This is a genomic window from Mycolicibacterium arabiense (genome assembly GCF_010731815.2).
In the GTDB taxonomy this organism is placed as follows: Bacteria; Actinomycetota; Actinomycetes; order Mycobacteriales; family Mycobacteriaceae; genus Mycobacterium; species Mycobacterium arabiense.
In genome coordinates this window covers 5,601,260-5,620,633 of the sequence record NZ_AP022593.1, presented here as the reverse complement: position 1 = coordinate 5,620,633, position 19,374 = coordinate 5,601,260, and the positions used below count along the sequence as shown (strand labels likewise).

Sequence of the window (19,374 nt, the reverse complement as noted above, 5' to 3'; positions counted from 1 at the left end):
TGGGTCGGCCCCGCTACCTTGCGGGGGATGATTCGGCGTCGAATCTCCGACTACATCTGGGCCACTGCCGCATCGACCGTCTGGCGTTCTGGGACGCGGTACCGGCTCCCCCGGGTGGGAGCCTGGCGTGTGTGTGAGCCCTTGTAAGAGTGTCATAAGAGCTGACCGGCTCCACGGGCCCAGAATGGTTACTGGTGAGTTCTACGCTCGAGTAACCACGTGTTGGATAACACGTCGTCCGGACGGCCCGCCGACGTTCCGGGACAAACGTCCTGCATGCGTGTGGTTACGGTCGAGTAGCTATAACAGCGCAGATCAAGGCAGCATTGTTACCAAATCGTTATGTGAGATTTTCCGGCCCTCGAACGCGTCGCGGAGCCACGGCGAAGCTCGACAACATCCTCCGATGTGTCTAGTCGGCGTTTCGATCCGCGTCATGAAGTTTGCTGAGCGGACTTACTGATCAGTAAGTTTTTGGGCACCATCGGCCGGATCCAGCCGGAGGACGCGGCTCACGTCCACCGGTGCCGTACACGTCGGTCTCGACTGGGGCTCGCACCGCGGCCGGGTGCGCCCTCTCCGCGGTGAACCCCGGTCGGGCTGCCGGCGGTACGACCCGGGCCGCACCGAAACGGCCCAGTCCATCCCGGTGGGGTCGGCGCCGACCCTGCCTGCGCTGATGGCTGACCACGGACTAGGACGCTCGAGGCAGGGCGTCACCCGCTGCTCGTCCCGCCGATCGGTGGGTCGTCGTCTACCCAGGCCCGCACGGGGCGCGGTCACGGGGGACGCTCCACTCCCGGCCAGCTTCACGAGGTCGATGCGAGCGTGGTGCCCACCCTGCCGGTCGGTGGCGAACTGCACGGGCGCTGGTCGTGGGAGACGATCGTCCGCCCGCTCTGCCACAGGTCACGGGCCTCCGCCGAGCCCTGTTGGCAATCCGAGACTCACCGCCTGGCTCCGATCGCAGCGAGTCCTGGACGTCGACCGCCGTGACCATGGCGACTACATGGTCGAGCCGGATCTCCGTGGTTCGGCAGACGCCGTCGCGGGCGGAACCGCGGACGTCGGCACTGCGGGTGAGCCTCCGCCGCCGAGTGCGGCAGCGGGTTCGTCCCCACGTCACGCCGATCGGTCGACGTGACGGCCAGGACACGACCCGAACACCAACTTCCCCGTCAGTGCCACTGGCCACACCCGCGTCGTCGTCGCCATCGGCACCAGGAATCCGGCCAATGCAGGCCGCACGCGTGGACGGTCAGCGAGCCTCGTTCTGGAAGAACCGAGCAGCGGCGGCGATCGACTCCTCGACCGGTCGGGGCGTCCAACCCAGTTCTCGCTCGGCTTTGCGGTGATCCAGGGGCGACATCAGTTCGGCCATGCGGATCCCCACCGCAGCGAACTCGAGGTCGCGGCGCAGCACCGCGGCGGCCAGATCGTTGATTCGGGCGGCCCCGTACAGCAACGGCAGCGGTAGGCCGATGCGGGGTGCACGGCGTCCCACCGCCTCCGCGACGATGGCGTGCACCTCGCGCGAACTCAGGTAGCGGTCGGAGACGATGTACCGCTCACCGACGCGCCCGTGCTCGGCGGCCAGCAGCATGGCGCGCGCGGCGTCCTCGATGCCGACCACCTCCGCGGAGAATCCGAGATAGAAGGGGAAGCGCCCGGCGGCCACCTGCGCGATCAGCCTGCCGTGCGGGGTCGGCTGCCAGTCCCCTGGGCCATACGTGGTGGAGATGCACAGGGCGACTGCCGGCAGTCCGGCCTCGCGGGCGTACCGCAGCACCAGGTTCTCTGCGTCCACCCGGGCCCTGATGTACGGACCGCCGTCGTCCCAGTCGTGCGGGTCGTCCTCGGTGACCTGTCGCGTGGTGCTGATCGCCAGGGTGCCGGTGGTGCTGGTGTAGACGAACTTGCGCAGATCCGCGGCGACGGCCGCATCGAGCACGTGTCGCAAACCCTCGACGTTGGTGCGGAACAGCGGCGCCGGGTCGCGCAGCCACATGCGCGCGTCGACGATGCAGTGGTACACGACGTCGCACCCCGACATCGCGTCCGCCAACGCCGCGTCGTCGAATACGTCGCCGTACCGGCGTTCCACGTCGAGGTCGTCGATTCCCTTAATAGAGCTGGTCTTTCGCACCATGACGCGGACGTCCTCGCCGTTGGCGACCAGTTGACGGGTCACGTGTGAGCCGAGGAAGCCGCTCGCGCCGAGGACCAGCTTCTTCATCGCGCCTCCACGACCGCAGCTTAGGCTGTGCGACCGCTCAACTCCGCCGAACGTAGGTTACCGCCACGCCATCATGAGTTTGGCGTGGCGGTAACCGACGTTCGCGGGGACGTGGCGGCTGTGCGATCGCTGTGAGCGCGACGACGGAACCCGTCGGATTCGACACGCCACGGCGCGCGATCCGTGATGACGCTGCGATATCGCGGAGGAATTCATAAGATCAGCCATGCCTTCCGGACGGGTCGACGCGGCGCCCGGCATCACGACCGCCGCCGAGGCGACCGAACCCCGGATCGAACTGGACGGTGTGCGCAAGGTGTTCCGCGACCGCGGCAGCGCCCGGGGTGCCGACGTGGTCGCCGTGGAGGGCGCCGATCTGACCGTCTACGACGGTGAACTCTTCGCCATCCTCGGCCCGTCGGGCTCGGGAAAGACGACGGTGCTGCGGATGATCGCCGGATTCGAGGAGCCCACCGCGGGCACGATCCGCCTCGGCGGGGAGGACGTGACGTCACTGCCCGCCCAGCGCCGCGACGTCAACACGGTGTTCCAGGAGTACGCGCTGTTCCCGCACATGACGGTCGGCCAGAACGTCGAGTACGGGCTCAAGGTCCGCGGCGTGGCGCGGTCCGACCGCCGCACGCGCACGGCCGATGCGCTCGACATGGTGCGACTCACCGACGTCGCGGCGCGGCGCCCGGCGCAGCTGTCCGGTGGGCAGCGTCAGCGCGTCGCGCTCGCCCGCGCACTGGTCGGCAGGCCACGCGTGCTGCTCCTCGACGAACCGCTCGGGGCGCTGGACCTCAAGCTGCGCGAGCAGATGCAGGTGGAACTCAAGGCAATTCAGCGCGAGGTCGGCATCACGTTCGTCATCGTCACCCACGACCAGGACGAGGCACTGACGCTCTGCGACCGCCTGGCCGTGTTCAACGACGGCCGCATCGAGCAGGTGGGTCCGTCGCGCGACGTCTACGAACGGCCGGCGAACCGCTTCGTGGCCGACTTCGTCGGGACGTCCAACGTCTTCGACGGCGAGGCCGCCCGGGTGATCGTCGGCAGGCCGGGCGTCTTCGCCGTACGGCCGGAGAAGGTGTCGGTCCTGCGCCCCGGCGAGACCAGCGCACCGGGGAGCCGCACCGTCGACGCGACGGTGGCCGAGGTCATCTACTCGGGTGCCACCACCCGGGTGACCGCGGTCGCGGCGCCCGGGGTCACCCTGACCGCGACGATGCTCAACGCCGCGACGGCGTTTCCCGACGACCTCGACCACGGCGCCCCCATCACGTTCGCGTGGGACGACGACGCCGTTCACGATCTGTCCAGTTGACCGACCACTCAGGAGTGCACATGAGAACCCACGCGATTCGACTCGGTCTGGCGCTGACCGCGTGCGCCGCACTCGTCGCGGGCTGTTCGGGCTCCGACGGCGGCGGCGCAGGCGGCGGTGAGGAGCCGCCGCAGATGGAGGCGCTCGGCGCGCTCGGCGAGGGTGAAGGTGAACTCAACCTCGTCACGTGGGCCGGCTACGCGGAGAACGGATCGAACGATCCGGAGGTCGACTGGGTCACGCCGTTCGAGCAGCAGTCCGGCTGCAAGGTGAACGTCAAGATCGGCAACACGTCCGACGAGATGGTCCAGTTGATGAGAAGCGGTCAGTACGACGGCGTTTCGGCCTCAGGTGACGCCACGCTGCGGCTGATCTACGCCGGTGACGTCGCGCCGGTCAACACCTCGCTGGTCCCGAACTACGAGACGATCTCCCCGTTCCTCAAGGACAAGCCCTGGAACTCGGTCGATGACCAGATGTACGGCATCCCGCACGGGTGGGGTGCCAACCTCCTGATGTACAACGTCGACGTCGTCCGGGACGCGCCCAACTCCTGGGGTGCCGTGTTCACCGACTCGGGTAAGTACAAGGGCAAGGTGACCGCCTACGACTCCCCCATCTACATCGCCGACGCCGCGCTGTACCTGTCGAAGACCAAGCCGGAGTTGGGTATCGAGGACCCGTATTCGCTGAACGCCGAACAACTCGACGCGGCCGTGGAATTGCTGCGCGCGCAACGGGAGAACGTCGGCGAGTACTGGTCGGACTACACCAAGGAGGTGCAGGCCTTCGAGTCCGGCACCTCGGTGATCGGCACGACGTGGCAGGTGATCGCCAACACGATCGGCGCGGGCAACAAGGTGCAGGTCAACACCGTCCTGCCCAAGGAGGGCGCGACCGGGTGGTCGGACACCTGGATGGTGTCGTCGAAGGCCGCACACCCGAACTGCATGTACGAGTGGATGAACTGGATCACCTCGCCCGAGATCAACGCCCAGGCAGCCGAGTACTTCGGCGAGGCCCCGGGCCAGACCAAGGCCTGCGAGTTCACCACCCAACGCGATTACTGCGACATCTACCACGCGACCGACGCCGACTTCGCCGCGCAGATCCACTACTGGACCACCCCGCAGAAGCAGTGCGTCGACGGCAGCGGCGATGACTGCACGGCCTACGACGAGTGGGTCAGCAGATGGCAGCAGATCAAGGGGTGACGTCGGTTTCGACCGAGGCGCCGCCCGTCCGCGCACCCGGTCTGGGTAGGCGGCTGCGTCTCTCCCTGCTCCTGATCCCGCCCCTGGCCTGGCTGGGCGTCGCATACCTCGGTTCGCTTGCGGTGCTGATGGTCTCGGCGTTCTGGACCACCAACTCGTTCACCGGCGCCGTCGTCCACACCGTCACCGGCGACAACCTGACCAGGGTGCTGACCGACGAACTGTTCCGCGCCGTCACCATCAGGACGGTGGGCGTGGCACTGCTCGTCACCGTGCTGTGCGCGGTGCTGGCGGTACCGCTTGCGCTGTACATGGCCAAGGTGGCGTCGGCACGGATGCGGCTGGCGCTCGTCGTGGCGGTCACGACCCCGCTGTGGGCGAGCTACCTGGTCAAGGCCTACGCGTGGCGCGTGATGCTGTCACCCGAGGGGCCGCTGCAGTGGGCCACCGGGCATTCGCCGGGCTACGGGTTGATCGCCACGACCATCACGCTGACCTACCTGTGGCTGCCGTACATGATCATCCCGGTCTTCGCGGCGTTCGACCGGGTGCCGAACTCGCTGGTCGACGCCAGCGCCGACCTCGGGGCATCCGATTTCTCGACGTTGCGCATGGTGATGGCGCCCCTGGTGTTCCCCGGCATCGCCGCCGGGTCCATCTTCACGTTCTCGCTGTCGTTGGGCGACTACATCGCGGTGACCATCGTCGGCGGCAAGAGCCAACTGCTCGGCAACGTCATCTACGGCCAGCTGGTGACCGCCAACAACCAGCCGTTGGCCGCCGCACTGTCGGTGATTCCGCTGGTCGCGATCATCGCCTACCTCCTCGCCATGCGGCGCACGGGCGCATTGGAGAACGTTTGATGCTGTCCCGCTCCGCCCGTGGTGGTCTGCGCGCCTGGACCGTGATGGTCCTCGTATTCCTCCATGCACCATTGCTTCTGGTCGTCGTCAACGCCTTCAACTCCTCGCGTTCGTTCGCGTTCCCGCCGAGCGGCTTCACCCTCGAGTGGTGGCGCGACGCCGCGAACAGCAAGGGCATGTGGACGTCGCTGGCGAACTCCGCGGTCGTCGGAGTCGGCGCCACGGTCATCGCACTGGTCCTGGGCACCATGGCCGCGTTCGCCGTGCAGCGGTTCGACTTCTTCGGGCGCAACACCATCAGCTTCCTGGTGGTGCTGCCGATCACGCTGCCCGGCATCGTCACCGGCATCGCGCTGAACGCGACGTTCACGTCCGCCCTCGGGCTGACCCTGGGACTGGCGACGGTGATCGTCGGGCACGCAACGTTCTGCATCGTCATCGTCTTCAACAACACCCAGGCCCGGTTGCGCCGTCTCGGAACGCATCTCGAGGACGCATCGGCCGATCTGGGCGCGTCGACATGGCAGACGTTCCGCTACGTCACGTTCCCGATGATGCGGGGATCACTGGTCGCGGGTGCGATCCTGGCGTTCGCCCTGAGCTTCGACGAGATCGTCGTCACCACGTTCACCGCGGGACCGTCAGTCCAGACCCTGCCCATCTGGATCTTCGGCAACCTGTTCCGTCCCAACCAGGCCCCCGTCATCAACGTCGTCGCCGCGGCGCTGACCGTCCTCGCGATCGTCCCCGTGTGGCTGGCGCAGCGCTTCGGCGGAGACCCCGCGGGCACCCGCATCTGACGACCCGCGACCACCACCGCCGGGTCCCCAATTTCCACCGAGCAACACGTCCGTCGTGTACCACTCGACCGCCGCCGACGAGTGCCTGCGCATCGACGCGCCGAGCCGATCGATCACGACCTGCTCGGCGAGTTCGCGGTGGTCGGCGATCACCCGCCGCAACTCGGCCATCGACTCGTGGTCGGGCACCACCGGCTCGCCGAACCTGTCGATCGCCGCAGCCGTGAGTTCGCCGACGACCGCGGTCGCCAGACGCTCCACCGGTTCGGCGGTGGCGTCGGCCAGTCGCAGCAGCGTCCGCACGTATTCGACGGGCTCCGGGGATCGGCGGACGATCCGTGCCAGCGCGGGGTTCGCCAGGACTACCCGGCCGGATGCGACCTCGGCCAGGCCGAGGTCACGGAGTCGTTTGGCCTCGTCGCCGTCCGGATCGATGTCGACCGCTGCCGGCTCGGCGGTGGCGGGGCTCCCGAAGATCGCGTCGTGCATGCCGAGCACGTCGGCGAGGTCGTGCCCCTCGCGCATGCCCGTGATGAACTCGGCGATGTGCGCGGTGCTGAAGCCGCGCTGCAGCAGACTGGCGATGGCGCGCAACTGCGCCAGGTGCTGATCGCCGTAGTACGCGGCGCGGCCCCGCCGTTGCGGCGCGTCGAGGAGCCCGCGCTCGCGGTAGGCGCGGATGTTGCGCGCGCTCACGCCTGACAGGACGGCCAGGTCGTTCAGTCGATACTCAGCCACTGTCCTTCGCTCCGATTGCCGAATAGCTCACATGGGTCGACGCCGTCTGCAACGATGCCGACCGCCACTGTAGCCATCCAGAAAGCGCTCTGACCACGCAGACTGATGACGTTCACGTCACCAGATGACGAATTCAGCGAACGCGTCGACGTCCACGCGCCGCGGCGGTGATTCGCTCCGGGGCCCACCGGTACGGGACGATCGACCGAGTGCGCGCCTGGGTCATCTGGTCGACGGGTCTTCTCGCCTACATCGTTGCGGTTCTCGACCGCACGACGTTGGGCGTATCCGGGCTGGAAGCCGCAGACCGCTTCGCCGCAGGGCCGAGTGTGCTGTCGACCTTCGTGGTCCTGCAGGTCGTGGTCTACGCCTGCGCGCAGGTGCCCGCCGGGATCCTGCTCGACCGGTACGGGTCCAGGGTGCTCATCGTCGCAGGCGCGGCTCTCATGGCGACCGGCCAGATCACGCTGGCGCTCACGTCGTCGCTACCACTGGCGATCGGTGCCCGCGCCGTCGTCGGCCTCGGCGACGCAGTCACGTTCATCTCGGTGCTCCGACTCGTACCGCACTGGTTCCCGCCCAAGCAGGTGCCACTGCTGACCCAGCTGACCGGCATCTGCGGGCAACTCGGTCAGGTGCTGTCGGCACTCCCGTTCCTCGCGTTGCTGACCGGGGCGGGATGGGCGACCGCGTACGCCTCGGTCACCGCACTGGGCGCCCTGGCGATGGTGTTGGCGTTCGCGTTGATCAAGGACACGCCACATGGCCGGAAGGTGGCCACGGAGGCCATGACGGTTCGGGCGACCCTGTCGAGCGTCAAGACGGTATGGCTGCGCCCAGGGACCCGCCTTGGCTTCTTCACGCACATGGGTACGCAGTTCTCGGTCACGGTCTTCGCACTGATGTGGGGTGTGCCGTACCTGACCGTGGCGCAGGGGCTGTCGACGGCGACGGCAGGAGCGCTGCTGACGGTCTCCGTGGTGGCGGCGATCTCGGCGGGCATCGTCATCGGCATCGTCACCGGCCGGCTACCCCACCGCCGCTCGCGGGTGGTCCTGCTGATCATTGCCAGCAACGCGATCATCTGGACCGTCGTGCTGGCGCTCCCGTCGCGGGCACCGCTGTGGCTGCTCGTCGTGCTGGTCGTCGTCATCTCGGTCGGCGGGCCGGGATCGATGGTCGGCTTCGACTTCGCCCGCACCTTCAATCCCAGTTCTACGCTGGGCACCGCCCAGGGCATGGTCAACATGGGCGGCTTCCTCGCCGCGCTGATGGTCATGCAGGCGATGGGCGCGATCCTCGACGCCTCCGGGGGCTACTCGTTCGACTCGTTCCACGTCGCGTGGACCGTCCAGTACGCGGTGTGGACGATCGCGGTGGTCGGCATCCTCATCACCCGGCGCAAGGCGCGCCGGTTGATGAAGGCCGAGCAGGAACGGTCGCTGCTGGAGACGTTCGAGCCGCGCTGACCTAGCGGTTCTTCGCCGACTCGCGGCGGTTGGCCTTCCTGATCGCGGTGACGAGTTCGTCCTTCGTCATCTTCGACCGGCCGTCGACGTCGAGGCGCCTCGCCACGTCCATGAGGTGCTTCTTGCTGGCATTCGCGTCGACGCCCTCGGCGGTCTCGCCCTTGGGGTTGGGACCGCCACTCTGGGCGCGTTCGTCCGAAGGGCCCTTCTCGTCCTTGGCCTCCCAGTGGTCGCCGACCTTCTCGAAGCTGTGCTTGACGGCGCTGAACGCCGTCCGATAGGCCCGTTGACCCTCGCCGTACTCCTCGGCGGCGGCGTCGTGCGCCTTGGCGAACGTCCGCTGCGCCTTCTCCGGCGACTTCTTCAACGTGCTGGGCAGCTCGCTCTTCTTCGCCTGCCCGCTCTTGGTCGTCTTCGGCATGTCGTACTCCCGTCTGACTCACCGCGACGCGTGTGCGCCGCTGTCAGGGTGCGTACCCACCACGCGGCCGTCGAACACGATCTACGAGGCGGGCGGCGCGGTCCCGGCCCTCCGGTGCTCGAGGATCTCGGAGCCCACCACGCCGATCGCGGGTGCGAGCGTGACGATGAGCAGGCACGCCGTCATCGGGACGCCGGCCATCGCCGACACCACCGCTGCCGCCAGCACGGCGACGGTGACCAGGCTGAGCACGACGTGCCACGTGTCGAACGACCGCACCAGCAGCGCGTAGAGGCCGAACACCAGCAGCACGAAGATTCCGACCGGCAACGCGACCGACAGCACCGTCCCGGTGGACCCGAGTTCGGAGTGGTCCTCGACGTAGTACGCCGCGGTGTGCAGTCCGGCGCCCGTGGCGACGATCGCGCCGAACACGGCGATGTGCAGGTAACCGAAGAGGAACGACCGCTCACGATGGGCGTGCAGGACGTCGGCCGACGGCATGGCGAAGTAGATCCACCACATCGCGAAGGTCAGTGCGGTGCCGGCCACCGCGAGCAGGATGGCGTCGGGCGTCCACCCGTGCTCGCCGACGACGGCGGTCAGCGACGCCACCGTGCCGACCACTCCCTCGCCGAGGGCGATGATCGCCAGCAGTCCGTATCGCTCGGCGATGTGGTGGGCGTGCCATGGCGTGCCACCCTTGCGGGTCTCGGCCAGCCAGGGTCCGGACATCTCCGCCAGCGCGAGGATCGCGAACATCGCCAGGCCGAGGGTTACGCCGACGGGCAGGAAGATCGCCACGATCCACCCGACCTGGACGATGGTGATGACCGTGGCGTAGGTGAGGCTGGCGGCCCGCCTCCCGGGATCCTGTCGGGCCGCGCGCAGCCACTGCGTCACCATCGCGACCCGCATCACCACGTAGCCGGCGACCAGCATCTCGTTGGAGAGGTGCCCGCCGTGCTCGATCGACGCGAAGAACGGTGGGATGCCGAGTGCCAGGACCAGCACGCCGACCATCTGCACCATCGTCAGGACCCGGTAGACCCAGTCGTCGGTGTCGTAGGCCGAGGCGAACCAGGTGAAGTTGATCCACGCCCAGCAGACGGCGAACGTCGAGAAGAGGAAGGCGATCAGCCCGGTGCCGACGTGACCGGCGGCCAGCGCGTGCGCGAGTTCGGACGCGGCGATCCCGAACGCGATGACGAACGTGAGGTCGAACAGTAGCTCCAGCGGCGTGGCCACCCGGTGGTTCTCGTGTGGGTCGCGCCCGGCCATGGGCCGGATCCGATGGGCACGCGCCGTGTGGGGCACCTGCGGCTGCGGATCGCTCATCGACCTGCTCCCTTCTACCTGCTCTCTGACCGGCGGAACCGTACCGGGTCGGAGTCCGCGCCGCTACATCCGTCTACCGTGAGCGGATGCGTTCGACCACCGGGCCCGCCGCCGTGGGCGTCGTGCTGGCGGCGGGCATGGGGACCCGCGTCGGCGCCGACGGCAACAAGGCGTACCTGCCGTTGGCCGGCCGCAGCATGGTGTCGTGGTCGGTGAACGCCGTCGCGGCCGCACCGGGGGTGGACCGGGTGGTGCTGGTGTACCGCCGCGGTGAACGCGCCACCGCGGAGCGCATGCTGGCCGCCGAAGTCGATTCGGCCGCAATCGAACTGGTCGAGGGCGGGGATACCCGGCACGGCTCCGAGTGGAACGTGCTGAATCATCTCGCCCCGGACATCGAGTCCGGGGACGTCGACGTGGTGCTCGTCCACGACGCCGCGCGCCCGCTGGCAGGCCCCGATCTGATGGCGGCGGCGCTCGCCACGGCGCGCCAGTTCGGCGGCGCCATCCCCGGTATGCCGGCCGGCGACGTGTTCCGCGACGACGGCGATCGCCCGAGCCGGGTGCCCGGCGCCCTGGTGCGCGTGCAGACGCCCCAGGCGTTCCACGCCCGGCCGTTGCTCGCGGCGTACCGGGCGGCAGCGGCCGAGGGCTTCGACGGGACCGACACCTCGGCGTGCATTCAGCGGTTCACCGACGTCGACGTGCACGTGTTTCCCGGTCCGCCGACGAACTTCAAGGTGACGTTCCCCCACGACGTCGCCGTGGCCGCACACCTGCTGGGCGACGACGCCTAAGTCGAACGAGCGGCCAGGATGGCGTCGAGCAGCGCGGCGTCGGCCGGCAGGTCCGCGGTGATGGCGTCGCCGTCTCCGGTCACGGTCTCGATCGGCGTACCCGACGTCAGCGCCGACGTGAACTCACAATCGTCCTCGCGCAACAGCGACCCGAGCGTCGCCGCGCGGTAACCGCGGGGATGCTGTGCCGTGCGCAGCGCCTGGCGGTCGATGGTGTCGACCACCGCGCCGGTCTCGTCGACCTGCTTCACGGTGTCGGTCATCGACAGCACCGGCGCCACGACGTCGTGGCCCGCGGCGAGCGCCTCGAGTACCCGGTCGGTCACCGCCGCGGACGCGAGTGGGCACCGATGGTCGTGTACCAGCACCGGCACGTCCGGACCCGGGTCGAGATGCTCGAGCCCACGTCGCACGCACTGCACGCGCGTGGCATTGCCTGGGAGCACCGCGATCTCGGCCAGGCCGGCGTCGGCCGTGGCCGCGGCGATGTCGTCGACGAGTTCCGGCTGGGCCACGACGACGATGCGCCGGGCAGGTACGCGGCGATCGCCGAGCAGGGTTCGGAGCACGCGCAGCAGCGCCGGTTCTCCGGCGACGGCGCAGAACAGCGCCGCGCGCTGGACGGCCGCGTCCACGGGCACGATCGCGCAGGGTTCAGTCGCCGTTGGGTTCATCGGCCAGCACGCTATCGGATCGTCGTCGGTCGGCGGCGAGACCTAGACCGGGTCGAACGCGTTGATGAGCCACTTTCCGTCGACCTTGGTCATGCCCACCTTGACGCTGCTCGCGGTGAACGAGCCTGCCGGGTTCTCCTTGCTGGTGGTCGTCTGGTTGATGAAGACCAGGACGACCGCGGAGTCCGGTTGGATCTCGGCGACCGCGGAACGGACCACGTCCGCAGAGGTCTTGACGTCCTTCTGCTTGGCCGCGGGCGTGACGATGTCGGTGGTGAATTGCGTGTAATAGGTGAGGAATTCGCCGGTGAGGTGTGTCTTGGCCGTGGCGAAGTCCTGATCGAGTGATTCCGGCGAGTACGACAGCAGCGCGACGGTGCCCTCGGACGCCGCGTCCATGGCCGATGCGGCAACGGTGCTGCTCGTCTGGTCGTCGGGCCGGTACTGCTCTACGTAGACCCAGGCCGCGAACGCTGCCGAGGCGAGCAGCAGGACCGCCAGCACCGCGGGGATCAGGATGCCGCGGAGACCACCCGGGCGCGCCGTGCCGCGCGTCGAGGTGGCGGCGGCCGGGGGCGATGCCTCGGCGGTGGTGTCGTCGAGTTCGACTGCTGCCGGCTCGGTCTCGTCGACGCCGGTGGACGGTTCGCCGGGAACGGGTTCGCGTGTCTCGTCGGTCATGGCACGAATTCCACCTTCGCCAGCTTGATCTGGCCCGCGTCGCGGGCCACGTCGACGCTGAGCCGCCAGGACCTGGGCTGCTGCTCCTGGCTGGCGGCGTTGGAGACGTTGGTCGTGACCGCCACCAACACGGTGGCCGTGTCCTGGGTCATCGATGCCACCGCGACCGAGTTCACGGTCGCCTCGGTGATGACCTTCGATTCCTGGGCGACCTGGGTGAAGATCTCCGCCTGACCCTCGAAGTCCTTGCGGAAGTCGCCGGTGGTGTTGTCGATGATGCGCTGCACGTCTTCCTCGGCGCGGGTGAAGTCGAGCGACATCAGGGTCACGACGCCCTGGCGGGCAGCGGCCGCGAACTCGGCGGAGCGCTCCTGCTGCGCCACGACTCGCTGGTGATGCAGGGTCATGTAGACACCCGCAGCCACGAATCCGACGGTGAGCGCGATCGCGAGCGCGGCGGCGGCCAGCGCCAGCGACGGCCGTGGCAACCGGAGCCTGCGTTGCCGGGAGGCGGCAGCGGGATCGTCGCTGGCAGCGGGATCGTCGGCGGCAGCGGGTTCGTCGGTAATGGGTTCGTCGGTAATGGGCTCGTCGACTACATCCGGCTCGTCGGGCCCGACGACCTCAGTGGCCTCGCTTGGTTCCGCAGCCGTGATCGGTGTCACGGTGGTCGGTGCGGATGCACCAGCGGCTGCGGCTTCCCTACGCAGGCGCAGCGCGCGGGCACGGGCGCGGGCTGCGGCGGCCAGTGCTTCGGCTTCAGCGGCCTCGGCTTCGGCCTCTTCGGCCAGGGCCAGCACGTCGTCGGGCGACGTCGGTGCGGCCGCGTCCTGTGGGTCGTCCCCGTCGTCGCCGCCGAGCGCCGACGAGGTTCGCTTGGGGGGCGCCATGCGACCTCCTGTCCTCTTCGTCAGGGCTGCACGAAATGAGAATGGCGTTTTCTTTTTCCGCTAGCGCCATGACCCTACCGGACGCCTCTGCACGTCGGTCGTGCCCACTCGCCTGCGGAAACGCTGTTTCCGATTCGTGCAGACGCTCAGCGCAGCAGGTCCTTGACGACCTTGCCCGTTGCGTTCGTGGGTAACTCGTCGAGGAACTGTACAGACCGCGGCACCTTGAATCCGGCCATTCGGCCGCGACTCCACTCGACGACGTCGTCGGCCGACAGCGGCGCTGCGCCGTCTCGCAGCACCACGAACGCCTTGCCGACCTGGCCGAGGCGCTCGTCGGGCACGCCGATCACCGCTGCCTGTGCGATGGCCGGATGCTCGAGCAGGAAGCCCTCGATCTCGGCGGGATAGGCGTTGAAGCCGCCGACGATGAACATGTCCTTCTTGCGGCCGACGATGCGCAGGCGGCCGGAATCGGTGAACTCGCCAAGGTCGCCAGTGTGTAGCCAGCCATCGGCGTCGATCGCCTCGGCGGTGGCCGCCGGATCGTCGAGATAACCCTGCATGACGCTGTAGCCACGGACCAGCACCTCGCGGTCGTCGGCCAGGCGGACCTCGACTCCGTCGCAAGGCGTACCCACCGTGGTGGCGATGTCGGTGAACGTATCGCCGGGTCGCGACAGCGTCGCCGTACCGCACTCCGTCAGCCCGTAGCCGGTGGCCAGGGTCTGGAAGGGGAGTTCGGTGTGCACGCGCCGGATCAGCTCGACCGGGATGTCGGACGCGCCCGTGACGCCGGCGCGCAAGGTGGCCAGCCTGGACTTGTCGGCCACCCCGAGCAGCGAGTGATACAGCGTCGGAGGGCCGGGCAGCATCGTGATGCGCTCGGCCTCGACGAGGTCGACCACGGCGTCGACGTCGAATACGGGTACGGGCAGGATCGTGGCACCACGGATGAGCGACGCGATGCACCCCGCCTTGTAGCCGAAGGTGTGGAAGAACGGGTTGACCGCGAGGTATCGATCGCCCTCGCGCAGGTCGGCGAGGTCGCACCATTCGGCGTACAGGCGCAGGGTCTGGGTGTGATTCATCATCACGCCCTTGGGCCTGCCGGTGGTGCCGGAGGTGTAGATGACGTCGGCGACGTCCCCGCCGTCCACCCGGCGCTCCAGCGGTGAGCCGCTGGCGAGGAAGTCGGACTTCAGGTCGATGGTCGGAACGTCGCAGGCGACATCGTCGTTCGGCCCCAGGGAGTAGTCCTGGCCGAGGAAGCCCGGCTGCACGAGGACGGCCTTGGCGCCGCTGCGCGACACCACGTCGGCCGCTTCGGAGGCCTTGAACCGGGTGTTCACCGGAACCAGGACTGCGCCTGCGGTCACGATGCCGAACGCGGCGACGATCCACTCGGCGGAGTTGGGGGCCCAGATCGCAACCCTGTCACCCTTGGCGACGCCCAGCTCGCCGAACGCACCCGCGGCGTTGCGGATGCGCTCGGCGAGCTGGACGAATGTCAGGCGCAGCGAACCGTCGACGACTGCCTCAGCGTCACCGAACCGGTCGGCTGAGCTGAGGACCATCTCGGGGATGGTCTGCCAGCGGCTGCTCACGGAGCGTGAACGTCAAGCAGTGATCAGGCGGGCGAGGTTGCCGCCCATGATCTTTGCCTGATCGTCGACCGAGAGGTGGTCGAGCGCAGTCACGTAGTGGGTCGGCTCGGCGAGGCCCTCCGGGTGCGGCCAGTCGGAGCCGTAGAGCACCTGGTCGACGCCGATCAGGTTGATCAGGTCGTCGATGCCCTCCTCGTAGAACGGGCTGACGTAGATGCGGTTCTTGATCTCTTCCATCGGGTTGCCCAGGAAGGCTTCCGGCGCCTTCTTGTAGACCTCGGACATCGAGTCCAGCAGCGGGAACATCCACTTCGACCCGGCCTCGACGATGCCGACCTTGAGCGTGGGGAACCGGAACAGCGCACCGTGGATCACCCAGGAGGCGACGGCGTCCTGGATCGGCCGCCACTCGTTGAGGATCGACATGGCGTTGGTCTGGAACGGCAGCATCTCCTGGGCGCCGCCGTCCCACTCCGAGGTGTAGCGCGAGTAGCCGCTGTCACTGGAGTGCATCCCGACGAAGACGTCGTACTCGACGCACTTCTGCCAGAACGGGTCGAACTCGGGCAGCGCGAAGGACCGCGGACCCCGGAATCCCGGCACCGGAGCGGGCCGGATGAGGATGGCGCGAGCGCCCCGCTTGACGGCCCAGTCCAGCTCCTCGATCGCCTTCTCGACGATGGGCAGCGTGATGACCGGCGTGGTGTAGATGCGGTTCTTGTAGTTGAAGCCCCAGACCTCGTGCAGCCACTCGTTGAGCGCGTGCACGATGACGTGGATGGCGACCGGATCGTCGGCCAACCGCTCCTCGATGAGGCTCGCCAGCGTGGGGAACATCAGCGAGCGGTCGAGGCCCAGCTCGTCCATCTTCTCCAGCCGCGGTGCGGGCTCGAAGAACGCGGGGATCGCCTTCATCGGCTCGCCGAACAGTTCGCGCTTGCTCTTGCCGTCCGGGTTGCCGAACTTGAAGTACTCCTCCCAGGCGCCTGGCCTGGCGACCACCGAGAAGGTGGGGTTCGGGATGTAGTTGCTGATCTGTCCGCGCAGCGCGATCTTCGTGCGACCGTTGATCTCGACGTACTGGACGACGTCCTTGTACTCCTTCGGCAGGAACTTGGTCAGCGCCTCCGGCGGCTCGTAGAGGTGGTTGTCCGCATCGAACAGCGGAAACGGAATGTCGACCCTGTGCGACAGTTGTCCCATTGGAAAACTCCTTATCGTCTCGCGAGAATCCTATTCTCATCTTAGGCCTGTGGCAATCCTCTTGCACCATTCGGGTGGAACCGGGTAACGCCGTTCCGCAGCACTCACGCCGAGATTCGGAGCCTCGGCGGCGTGCTGGGCCCCGCTCGTCGAACTCAGGTGGCGAGGCTCTGCCGGACCAGGAACTTCTGCACCTTGCCGCTCGCCGTCCGCGGGTAGACGTCGACCTCGTGCAGTTCCTCGGGCCACTTCTGCCGCGCCACCCCTGCCCTGTCGAAGTGGGCGCGCACTTCGTCGATGGACGGCAGTTGGCACCCCGGCTTGAGCCGCAGCACCGCGGCCGCCCGTTCGCCGAGGCGCCGATCGGGCGCTGCCACCACCACGGCCTCGGCCACCTGCGGCATCGCCAGGAGCACTTCCTCGACCTCGAGCGCGCTGATGTTCTCGCCCGCCCGGATGATGACGTCGGCCTTGCGGTCGGTGATCGTCAGGTACCCGTCGTCGTCGAGCACGCCGACGTCGCCGGTCCGGTACCAGCCGTCGTCGTCGAAGGCCGTCGCGGTCAGCTCGGGATCGGTGTAGCCGAGGCACAGGTCCGGCCCGCGGCTGAGGATCTCGCCCTCTTCGGTCAACCGGATCTCGACGCCCGGACGCGGGTTGCCGTCGGTGAAGAGTCGCTTGTCCTCGGGGGCATCGGGGCTCGATCCGGTGATCGATGGATGCTCGGTGCTGCCGTAGGAGCGGTAGACGAGCACGCCCCGGTCGCTGAGTCGCCGCGTGACGGCGGCGGGGACGGTGGACCCACCGAGCCCGGCGGTGGTGATGCGGGCCATGTGCTCGGGGGTGAAGTCGGGGTGGTCCATAAGACTGGTCAGGAAGTACGGCGGGCCGCCTCCGATGGACAGGCCGTCCGACAGCATCAACGCCAGCACCCGCCCCGGATCCCACACATCGCACAGGTCGATCGGCGCGCCCTCGAGCACCGGGATGAGGAATGCGCTGAGCATCCCGATGAAGTGCCCGACCGGCGTGGCTGTGAGTTGCCGACCGCGGTTCGGCGGGTAGTTGGCCAGCAGTTGGCGGGTCTCGCAGGTGAGGGTCTGGTGACTGTGGATGACCCCCTTGGGGTCCCGGGTGGTCCCCGAGGTGAAGGCGATCAGCGCGGGCCTTGCGGGATCGGTCGCGACGACGCCCCGCAGCGGCTCGTCGGCCAACAACCGTTCGAGGCCCTCGATGCGCTCGTCGCCGGATCCGTCATGACCGACCAGCGCCACGATGGGGACGTCGACACATAGATCGGGGTGGAACGTCATGCGGCCGAATCGTTCGGTGGAGACGAACACCTTGGGTTTCGCCGTCGCGAGGATGTGGCTCAGTTCCTTGCGGCCGTAGAAGTGCACGATCGGCACGACGACCGCGCCGAGCAGCGCGGCGGCCCAGAACACGACCGCCGCGTCCTTCCAGTTCGGCAGCTGCATGGCGATCACGTCGCCGGGGACGACGCCGCGCTGCCGGAGGCCGGCTGCGAGCCGCCGCGCCTCCGATTCGACCTCCGCGCACGTCCCGGAGTACGGGCGTACGTCCGAGTGCACGACGAAACCCGCGTCCGGCGCCGCGGCCAACCCGTCCGCGATGAGGTCACCCAGGGTTTCCGACGTCCACCACCCCTGCGCCTCGTAGTGTTCGACGAGCGCCTTCGGGATCTTTCGCATCGGTTTCCGCAACACCTTTACTGGGTCGGCTGCTCGGTCGGCTCGGACTTCGGAGATGTTATTCTCGCCCGCCGAGAATGCCAATCCCGCAGATGGAGAATGCCTTGGACGACAGTCGCATGGTCCACCTCGACGTCGACGATGGACTGGCCGTCATCACCATCGACAGGCCGCATGCGCGCAACGCGATCTCGTTGTCGACGATGGACCGGCTCGACGAGGCGCTCGACGGCGCGGCCGGTGCCCGCGCACTGGTGATCAAGGGGGCCGGGGACAAGGCATTCGTCTCCGGCGGCGACCTCAAGGAACTCGCCGCCCTACGCACGGAGGCAGACGCCTCGGCGATGGCGTGGCGGATGCGTACGGTGTGCGACCGCATCGCCGCCTTTCCGGGCCCCGTTCTCGCCGCGCTCAACGGCCACGCCCTCGGCGGCGGTGCCGAGGTGGCCGTCGCGGCCGACATCCGCCTTGCCGCCGACGACGTGAAGATCGGCTTCAACCAGGTCAGCCTCGAGATCATGCCCGCCTGGGGCGGCGCCGAGCGCCTCGCGGCCCTGGTCGGGAGGAGTCGTGCGCTGCTACTCGCCGGCACCGGCACGATCATGGACGCGGCCGAGGCCGAGCGCGTCGGACTCGTGCAGAAGGTGGTGCCCCGCGCCGCGTTCGAAGACGAATGGCGCAGCCTCGCCCGGAGGCTGGCTCACCGCGCCGCGGGCGAGGTGAAACGCGTCGTGGGCGGGGCGACGCCCGACGAGGCCGTCGCCGCCTTCGCCCGGCTGTGGGTCGACGACGCACACTGGGAGGCCGCGGACCGGGTGATGAACCGCGCCCGGTGATCGACTGCACAAACCACGTACCGTCATTGCGCCACAGACGAATTCGGACCAGGCCGACGCCACGCCGGCGGCCGCCGACCACCCGGGCGACACCTCCTCGGTCGCCGATCCCCTGGGCGCCGGACACAGCTGAGCCCGCCCCGCCATGAGTCTGATGGTGAAAAGGAACTCGGCGACAACGAATTTCGATCTAGGTGCAGCCGATCACGAAATACCCTGATAGGCTCATTTTACGAGCGTCTCTTCATTGACGTTCGATGAAAACCAGGAAAGTAGAAAATCGTATGACGCAGGGCACCGTAAAGTGGTTCAACGCCGAAAAGGGCTTCGGCTTCATCACGCCTGATGGCGCGAGCGAAGACGTTTTCGTCCACCACTCGGAGATCCAGGTCCAGGGTTACCGCACCCTGGACGAGAACCAGCGCGTTGAGTTCGAAATCAACCCGGGCGCCAAGGGGCCGCAGGCCGTTGGCGTGAAGGCGCTGTAACACAAGCTTCGAACACGTTCTGCGCTGCGAGCGGACGTCCTCTCCGGAGGGCTTCTGCACGCAGCGCAGAATTTTTTTGT

17 protein-coding genes and 1 pseudogene are annotated in these 19,374 nt (G+C 68.2%); 8 read left to right on the top strand and 10 right to left on the bottom strand.

Annotation, left to right across the window (positions count from 1 at the left end; all coding sequences use genetic code 11):
- Positions 1 to 1,258 precede the first annotated feature (1,258 nt).
- A complete protein-coding gene (locus G6N61_RS28790) occupies positions 1,259 to 2,236 on the bottom strand; it encodes an NAD-dependent epimerase/dehydratase family protein (protein ID WP_163924258.1) in 978 nt (325 codons plus the stop codon).
- Between the two features lie 226 nt (positions 2,237 to 2,462).
- On the opposite strand from G6N61_RS28790, the gene G6N61_RS28785 reads away from it, so the two are divergent.
- From G6N61_RS28785 to G6N61_RS28770, 4 genes are read left to right on the top strand one after another with little or no spacing between them, the layout of a single operon-like run.
- A complete protein-coding gene (locus tag G6N61_RS28785) occupies positions 2,463 to 3,563 on the top strand; it encodes an ABC transporter ATP-binding protein (RefSeq protein WP_163924257.1) in 1,101 nt (366 codons plus the stop codon).
- 20 nt (positions 3,564 to 3,583) lie between these two features.
- Complete coding sequence (locus G6N61_RS28780; RefSeq protein WP_163924256.1) at positions 3,584 to 4,777, top strand: ABC transporter substrate-binding protein; 1,194 nt, start codon at positions 3,584 to 3,586, stop codon at positions 4,775 to 4,777.
- Positions 4,756 to 5,640, top strand: coding sequence for an ABC transporter permease (locus tag G6N61_RS28775; protein ID WP_163924255.1), 885 nt, complete (start codon positions 4,756 to 4,758; stop codon positions 5,638 to 5,640). Before G6N61_RS28780 ends, G6N61_RS28775 begins: the two co-directional genes overlap by 22 nt.
- On the top strand, positions 5,640 to 6,440 hold the full coding sequence (locus G6N61_RS28770) for an ABC transporter permease (protein WP_163924254.1): 801 nt from the start codon (positions 5,640 to 5,642) through the stop codon (positions 6,438 to 6,440). Before G6N61_RS28775 ends, G6N61_RS28770 begins: the two co-directional genes overlap by 1 nt.
- Positions 6,441 to 6,983: 543 nt before the next feature.
- On the opposite strand, the pseudogene G6N61_RS31185 reads toward G6N61_RS28770, so the two are convergent.
- Positions 6,984 to 7,178: pseudogene (locus G6N61_RS31185) on the bottom strand (MerR family transcriptional regulator); the annotation flags it as partial.
- 209 nt (positions 7,179 to 7,387) lie between these two features.
- Between G6N61_RS31185 and G6N61_RS28765 the strand changes: the two are divergent.
- Positions 7,388 to 8,647: an MFS transporter gene (locus G6N61_RS28765; RefSeq protein ID WP_163924252.1), complete on the top strand. Its 1,260-nt coding sequence runs from the start codon at positions 7,388 to 7,390 to the stop codon at positions 8,645 to 8,647.
- Position 8,648: 1 nt separating this feature from the next.
- On the opposite strand, the gene G6N61_RS28760 is transcribed toward G6N61_RS28765, so the two are convergent.
- Both G6N61_RS28760 and G6N61_RS28755 read right to left on the bottom strand, forming a co-directional pair.
- A complete protein-coding gene (locus G6N61_RS28760; RefSeq protein WP_163924251.1) occupies positions 8,649 to 9,068 on the bottom strand; it encodes a ChaB family protein in 420 nt (139 codons plus the stop codon).
- Between the two features lie 81 nt (positions 9,069 to 9,149).
- Complete coding sequence (locus G6N61_RS28755; RefSeq protein ID WP_170314496.1) at positions 9,150 to 10,406, bottom strand: low temperature requirement protein A; 1,257 nt, start codon at positions 10,404 to 10,406, stop codon at positions 9,150 to 9,152.
- A gap of 86 nt (positions 10,407 to 10,492) precedes the next feature.
- Here G6N61_RS28755 and G6N61_RS28750 point away from each other — a divergent pair, with 86 nt between their 5' ends.
- Complete coding sequence (locus G6N61_RS28750) at positions 10,493 to 11,203, top strand: IspD/TarI family cytidylyltransferase (protein ID WP_179973542.1); 711 nt, start codon at positions 10,493 to 10,495, stop codon at positions 11,201 to 11,203.
- Here G6N61_RS28750 and G6N61_RS28745 read toward each other — a convergent pair.
- From G6N61_RS28745 to G6N61_RS28720, 6 genes are all read right to left on the bottom strand, one after another.
- The gene (locus tag G6N61_RS28745) at positions 11,200 to 11,844 is read right to left on the bottom strand and encodes a 2-C-methyl-D-erythritol 4-phosphate cytidylyltransferase (RefSeq protein WP_163924250.1); all 645 of its coding nucleotides are present in this window, start codon (positions 11,842 to 11,844) and stop codon (positions 11,200 to 11,202) included. The genes G6N61_RS28750 and G6N61_RS28745 overlap by 4 nt on opposite strands.
- A gap of 75 nt (positions 11,845 to 11,919) precedes the next feature.
- On the bottom strand, positions 11,920 to 12,558 hold the full coding sequence (locus G6N61_RS28740; RefSeq protein WP_163924249.1) for an Rv1363c family protein: 639 nt from the start codon (positions 12,556 to 12,558) through the stop codon (positions 11,920 to 11,922).
- Positions 12,555 to 13,448: an Rv1363c family protein gene (locus G6N61_RS28735; RefSeq protein ID WP_163924248.1), complete on the bottom strand. Its 894-nt coding sequence runs from the start codon at positions 13,446 to 13,448 to the stop codon at positions 12,555 to 12,557. Before G6N61_RS28735 ends, G6N61_RS28740 begins: the two co-directional genes overlap by 4 nt.
- Positions 13,449 to 13,594: 146 nt before the next feature.
- Positions 13,595 to 15,055, bottom strand: coding sequence for a FadD3 family acyl-CoA ligase (locus G6N61_RS28730; protein ID WP_264077429.1), 1,461 nt, complete (start codon positions 15,053 to 15,055; stop codon positions 13,595 to 13,597).
- Between the two features lie 12 nt (positions 15,056 to 15,067).
- A complete protein-coding gene (locus tag G6N61_RS28725; RefSeq protein ID WP_163924247.1) occupies positions 15,068 to 16,258 on the bottom strand; it encodes an amidohydrolase family protein in 1,191 nt (396 codons plus the stop codon).
- Positions 16,259 to 16,413: 155 nt separating this feature from the next.
- On the bottom strand, positions 16,414 to 17,970 hold the full coding sequence (locus G6N61_RS28720; RefSeq protein WP_163924246.1) for an AMP-binding protein: 1,557 nt from the start codon (positions 17,968 to 17,970) through the stop codon (positions 16,414 to 16,416).
- 119 nt (positions 17,971 to 18,089) lie between these two features.
- Between G6N61_RS28720 and G6N61_RS28715 the strand changes: the two genes are divergently transcribed.
- Together G6N61_RS28715 and G6N61_RS28710 are read left to right on the top strand one after the other, a co-directional pair.
- Complete coding sequence (locus tag G6N61_RS28715; protein ID WP_163925174.1) at positions 18,090 to 18,806, top strand: enoyl-CoA hydratase/isomerase family protein; 717 nt, start codon at positions 18,090 to 18,092, stop codon at positions 18,804 to 18,806.
- A 284-nt stretch (positions 18,807 to 19,090) separates the two neighbouring features.
- The gene (locus G6N61_RS28710) at positions 19,091 to 19,294 is read left to right on the top strand and encodes a cold-shock protein (RefSeq protein ID WP_163924245.1); all 204 of its coding nucleotides are present in this window, start codon (positions 19,091 to 19,093) and stop codon (positions 19,292 to 19,294) included.
- Positions 19,295 to 19,374: the final 80 nt, after the last annotated feature.

Excerpts from the sequence above, each read along its gene's own strand:
- G6N61_RS28790 (WP_163924258.1), bottom strand. The coding sequence starts at position 2,236 with ATGAAGAAGCTGGTCCTCGGCGCGAGCGGCTTCCTCGGCTCACACGTG.
- G6N61_RS28785 (WP_163924257.1), top strand. The coding sequence starts at position 2,463 with ATGCCTTCCGGACGGGTCGACGCGGCGCCCGGCATCACGACCGCCGCC.
- G6N61_RS28780 (WP_163924256.1), top strand. The coding sequence starts at position 3,584 with ATGAGAACCCACGCGATTCGACTCGGTCTGGCGCTGACCGCGTGCGCC.
- G6N61_RS28775 (WP_163924255.1), top strand. The coding sequence starts at position 4,756 with ATGGCAGCAGATCAAGGGGTGACGTCGGTTTCGACCGAGGCGCCGCCC.
- G6N61_RS28770 (WP_163924254.1), top strand. The coding sequence starts at position 5,640 with ATGCTGTCCCGCTCCGCCCGTGGTGGTCTGCGCGCCTGGACCGTGATG.
- G6N61_RS28760 (WP_163924251.1), bottom strand. The coding sequence starts at position 9,068 with ATGCCGAAGACGACCAAGAGCGGGCAGGCGAAGAAGAGCGAGCTGCCC.
- G6N61_RS28755 (WP_170314496.1), bottom strand. The coding sequence starts at position 10,406 with ATGAGCGATCCGCAGCCGCAGGTGCCCCACACGGCGCGTGCCCATCGG.
- G6N61_RS28750 (WP_179973542.1), top strand. The coding sequence starts at position 10,493 with ATGCGTTCGACCACCGGGCCCGCCGCCGTGGGCGTCGTGCTGGCGGCG.
- G6N61_RS28740 (WP_163924249.1), bottom strand. The coding sequence starts at position 12,558 with ATGACCGACGAGACACGCGAACCCGTTCCCGGCGAACCGTCCACCGGC.
- G6N61_RS28735 (WP_163924248.1), bottom strand. The coding sequence starts at position 13,448 with ATGGCGCCCCCCAAGCGAACCTCGTCGGCGCTCGGCGGCGACGACGGG.
- G6N61_RS28725 (WP_163924247.1), bottom strand. The coding sequence starts at position 16,258 with ATGGGACAACTGTCGCACAGGGTCGACATTCCGTTTCCGCTGTTCGAT.
- G6N61_RS28720 (WP_163924246.1), bottom strand. The coding sequence starts at position 17,970 with ATGCGAAAGATCCCGAAGGCGCTCGTCGAACACTACGAGGCGCAGGGG.
- G6N61_RS28715 (WP_163925174.1), top strand. The coding sequence starts at position 18,090 with ATGGTCCACCTCGACGTCGACGATGGACTGGCCGTCATCACCATCGAC.
- G6N61_RS28710 (WP_163924245.1), top strand. The coding sequence starts at position 19,091 with ATGACGCAGGGCACCGTAAAGTGGTTCAACGCCGAAAAGGGCTTCGGC.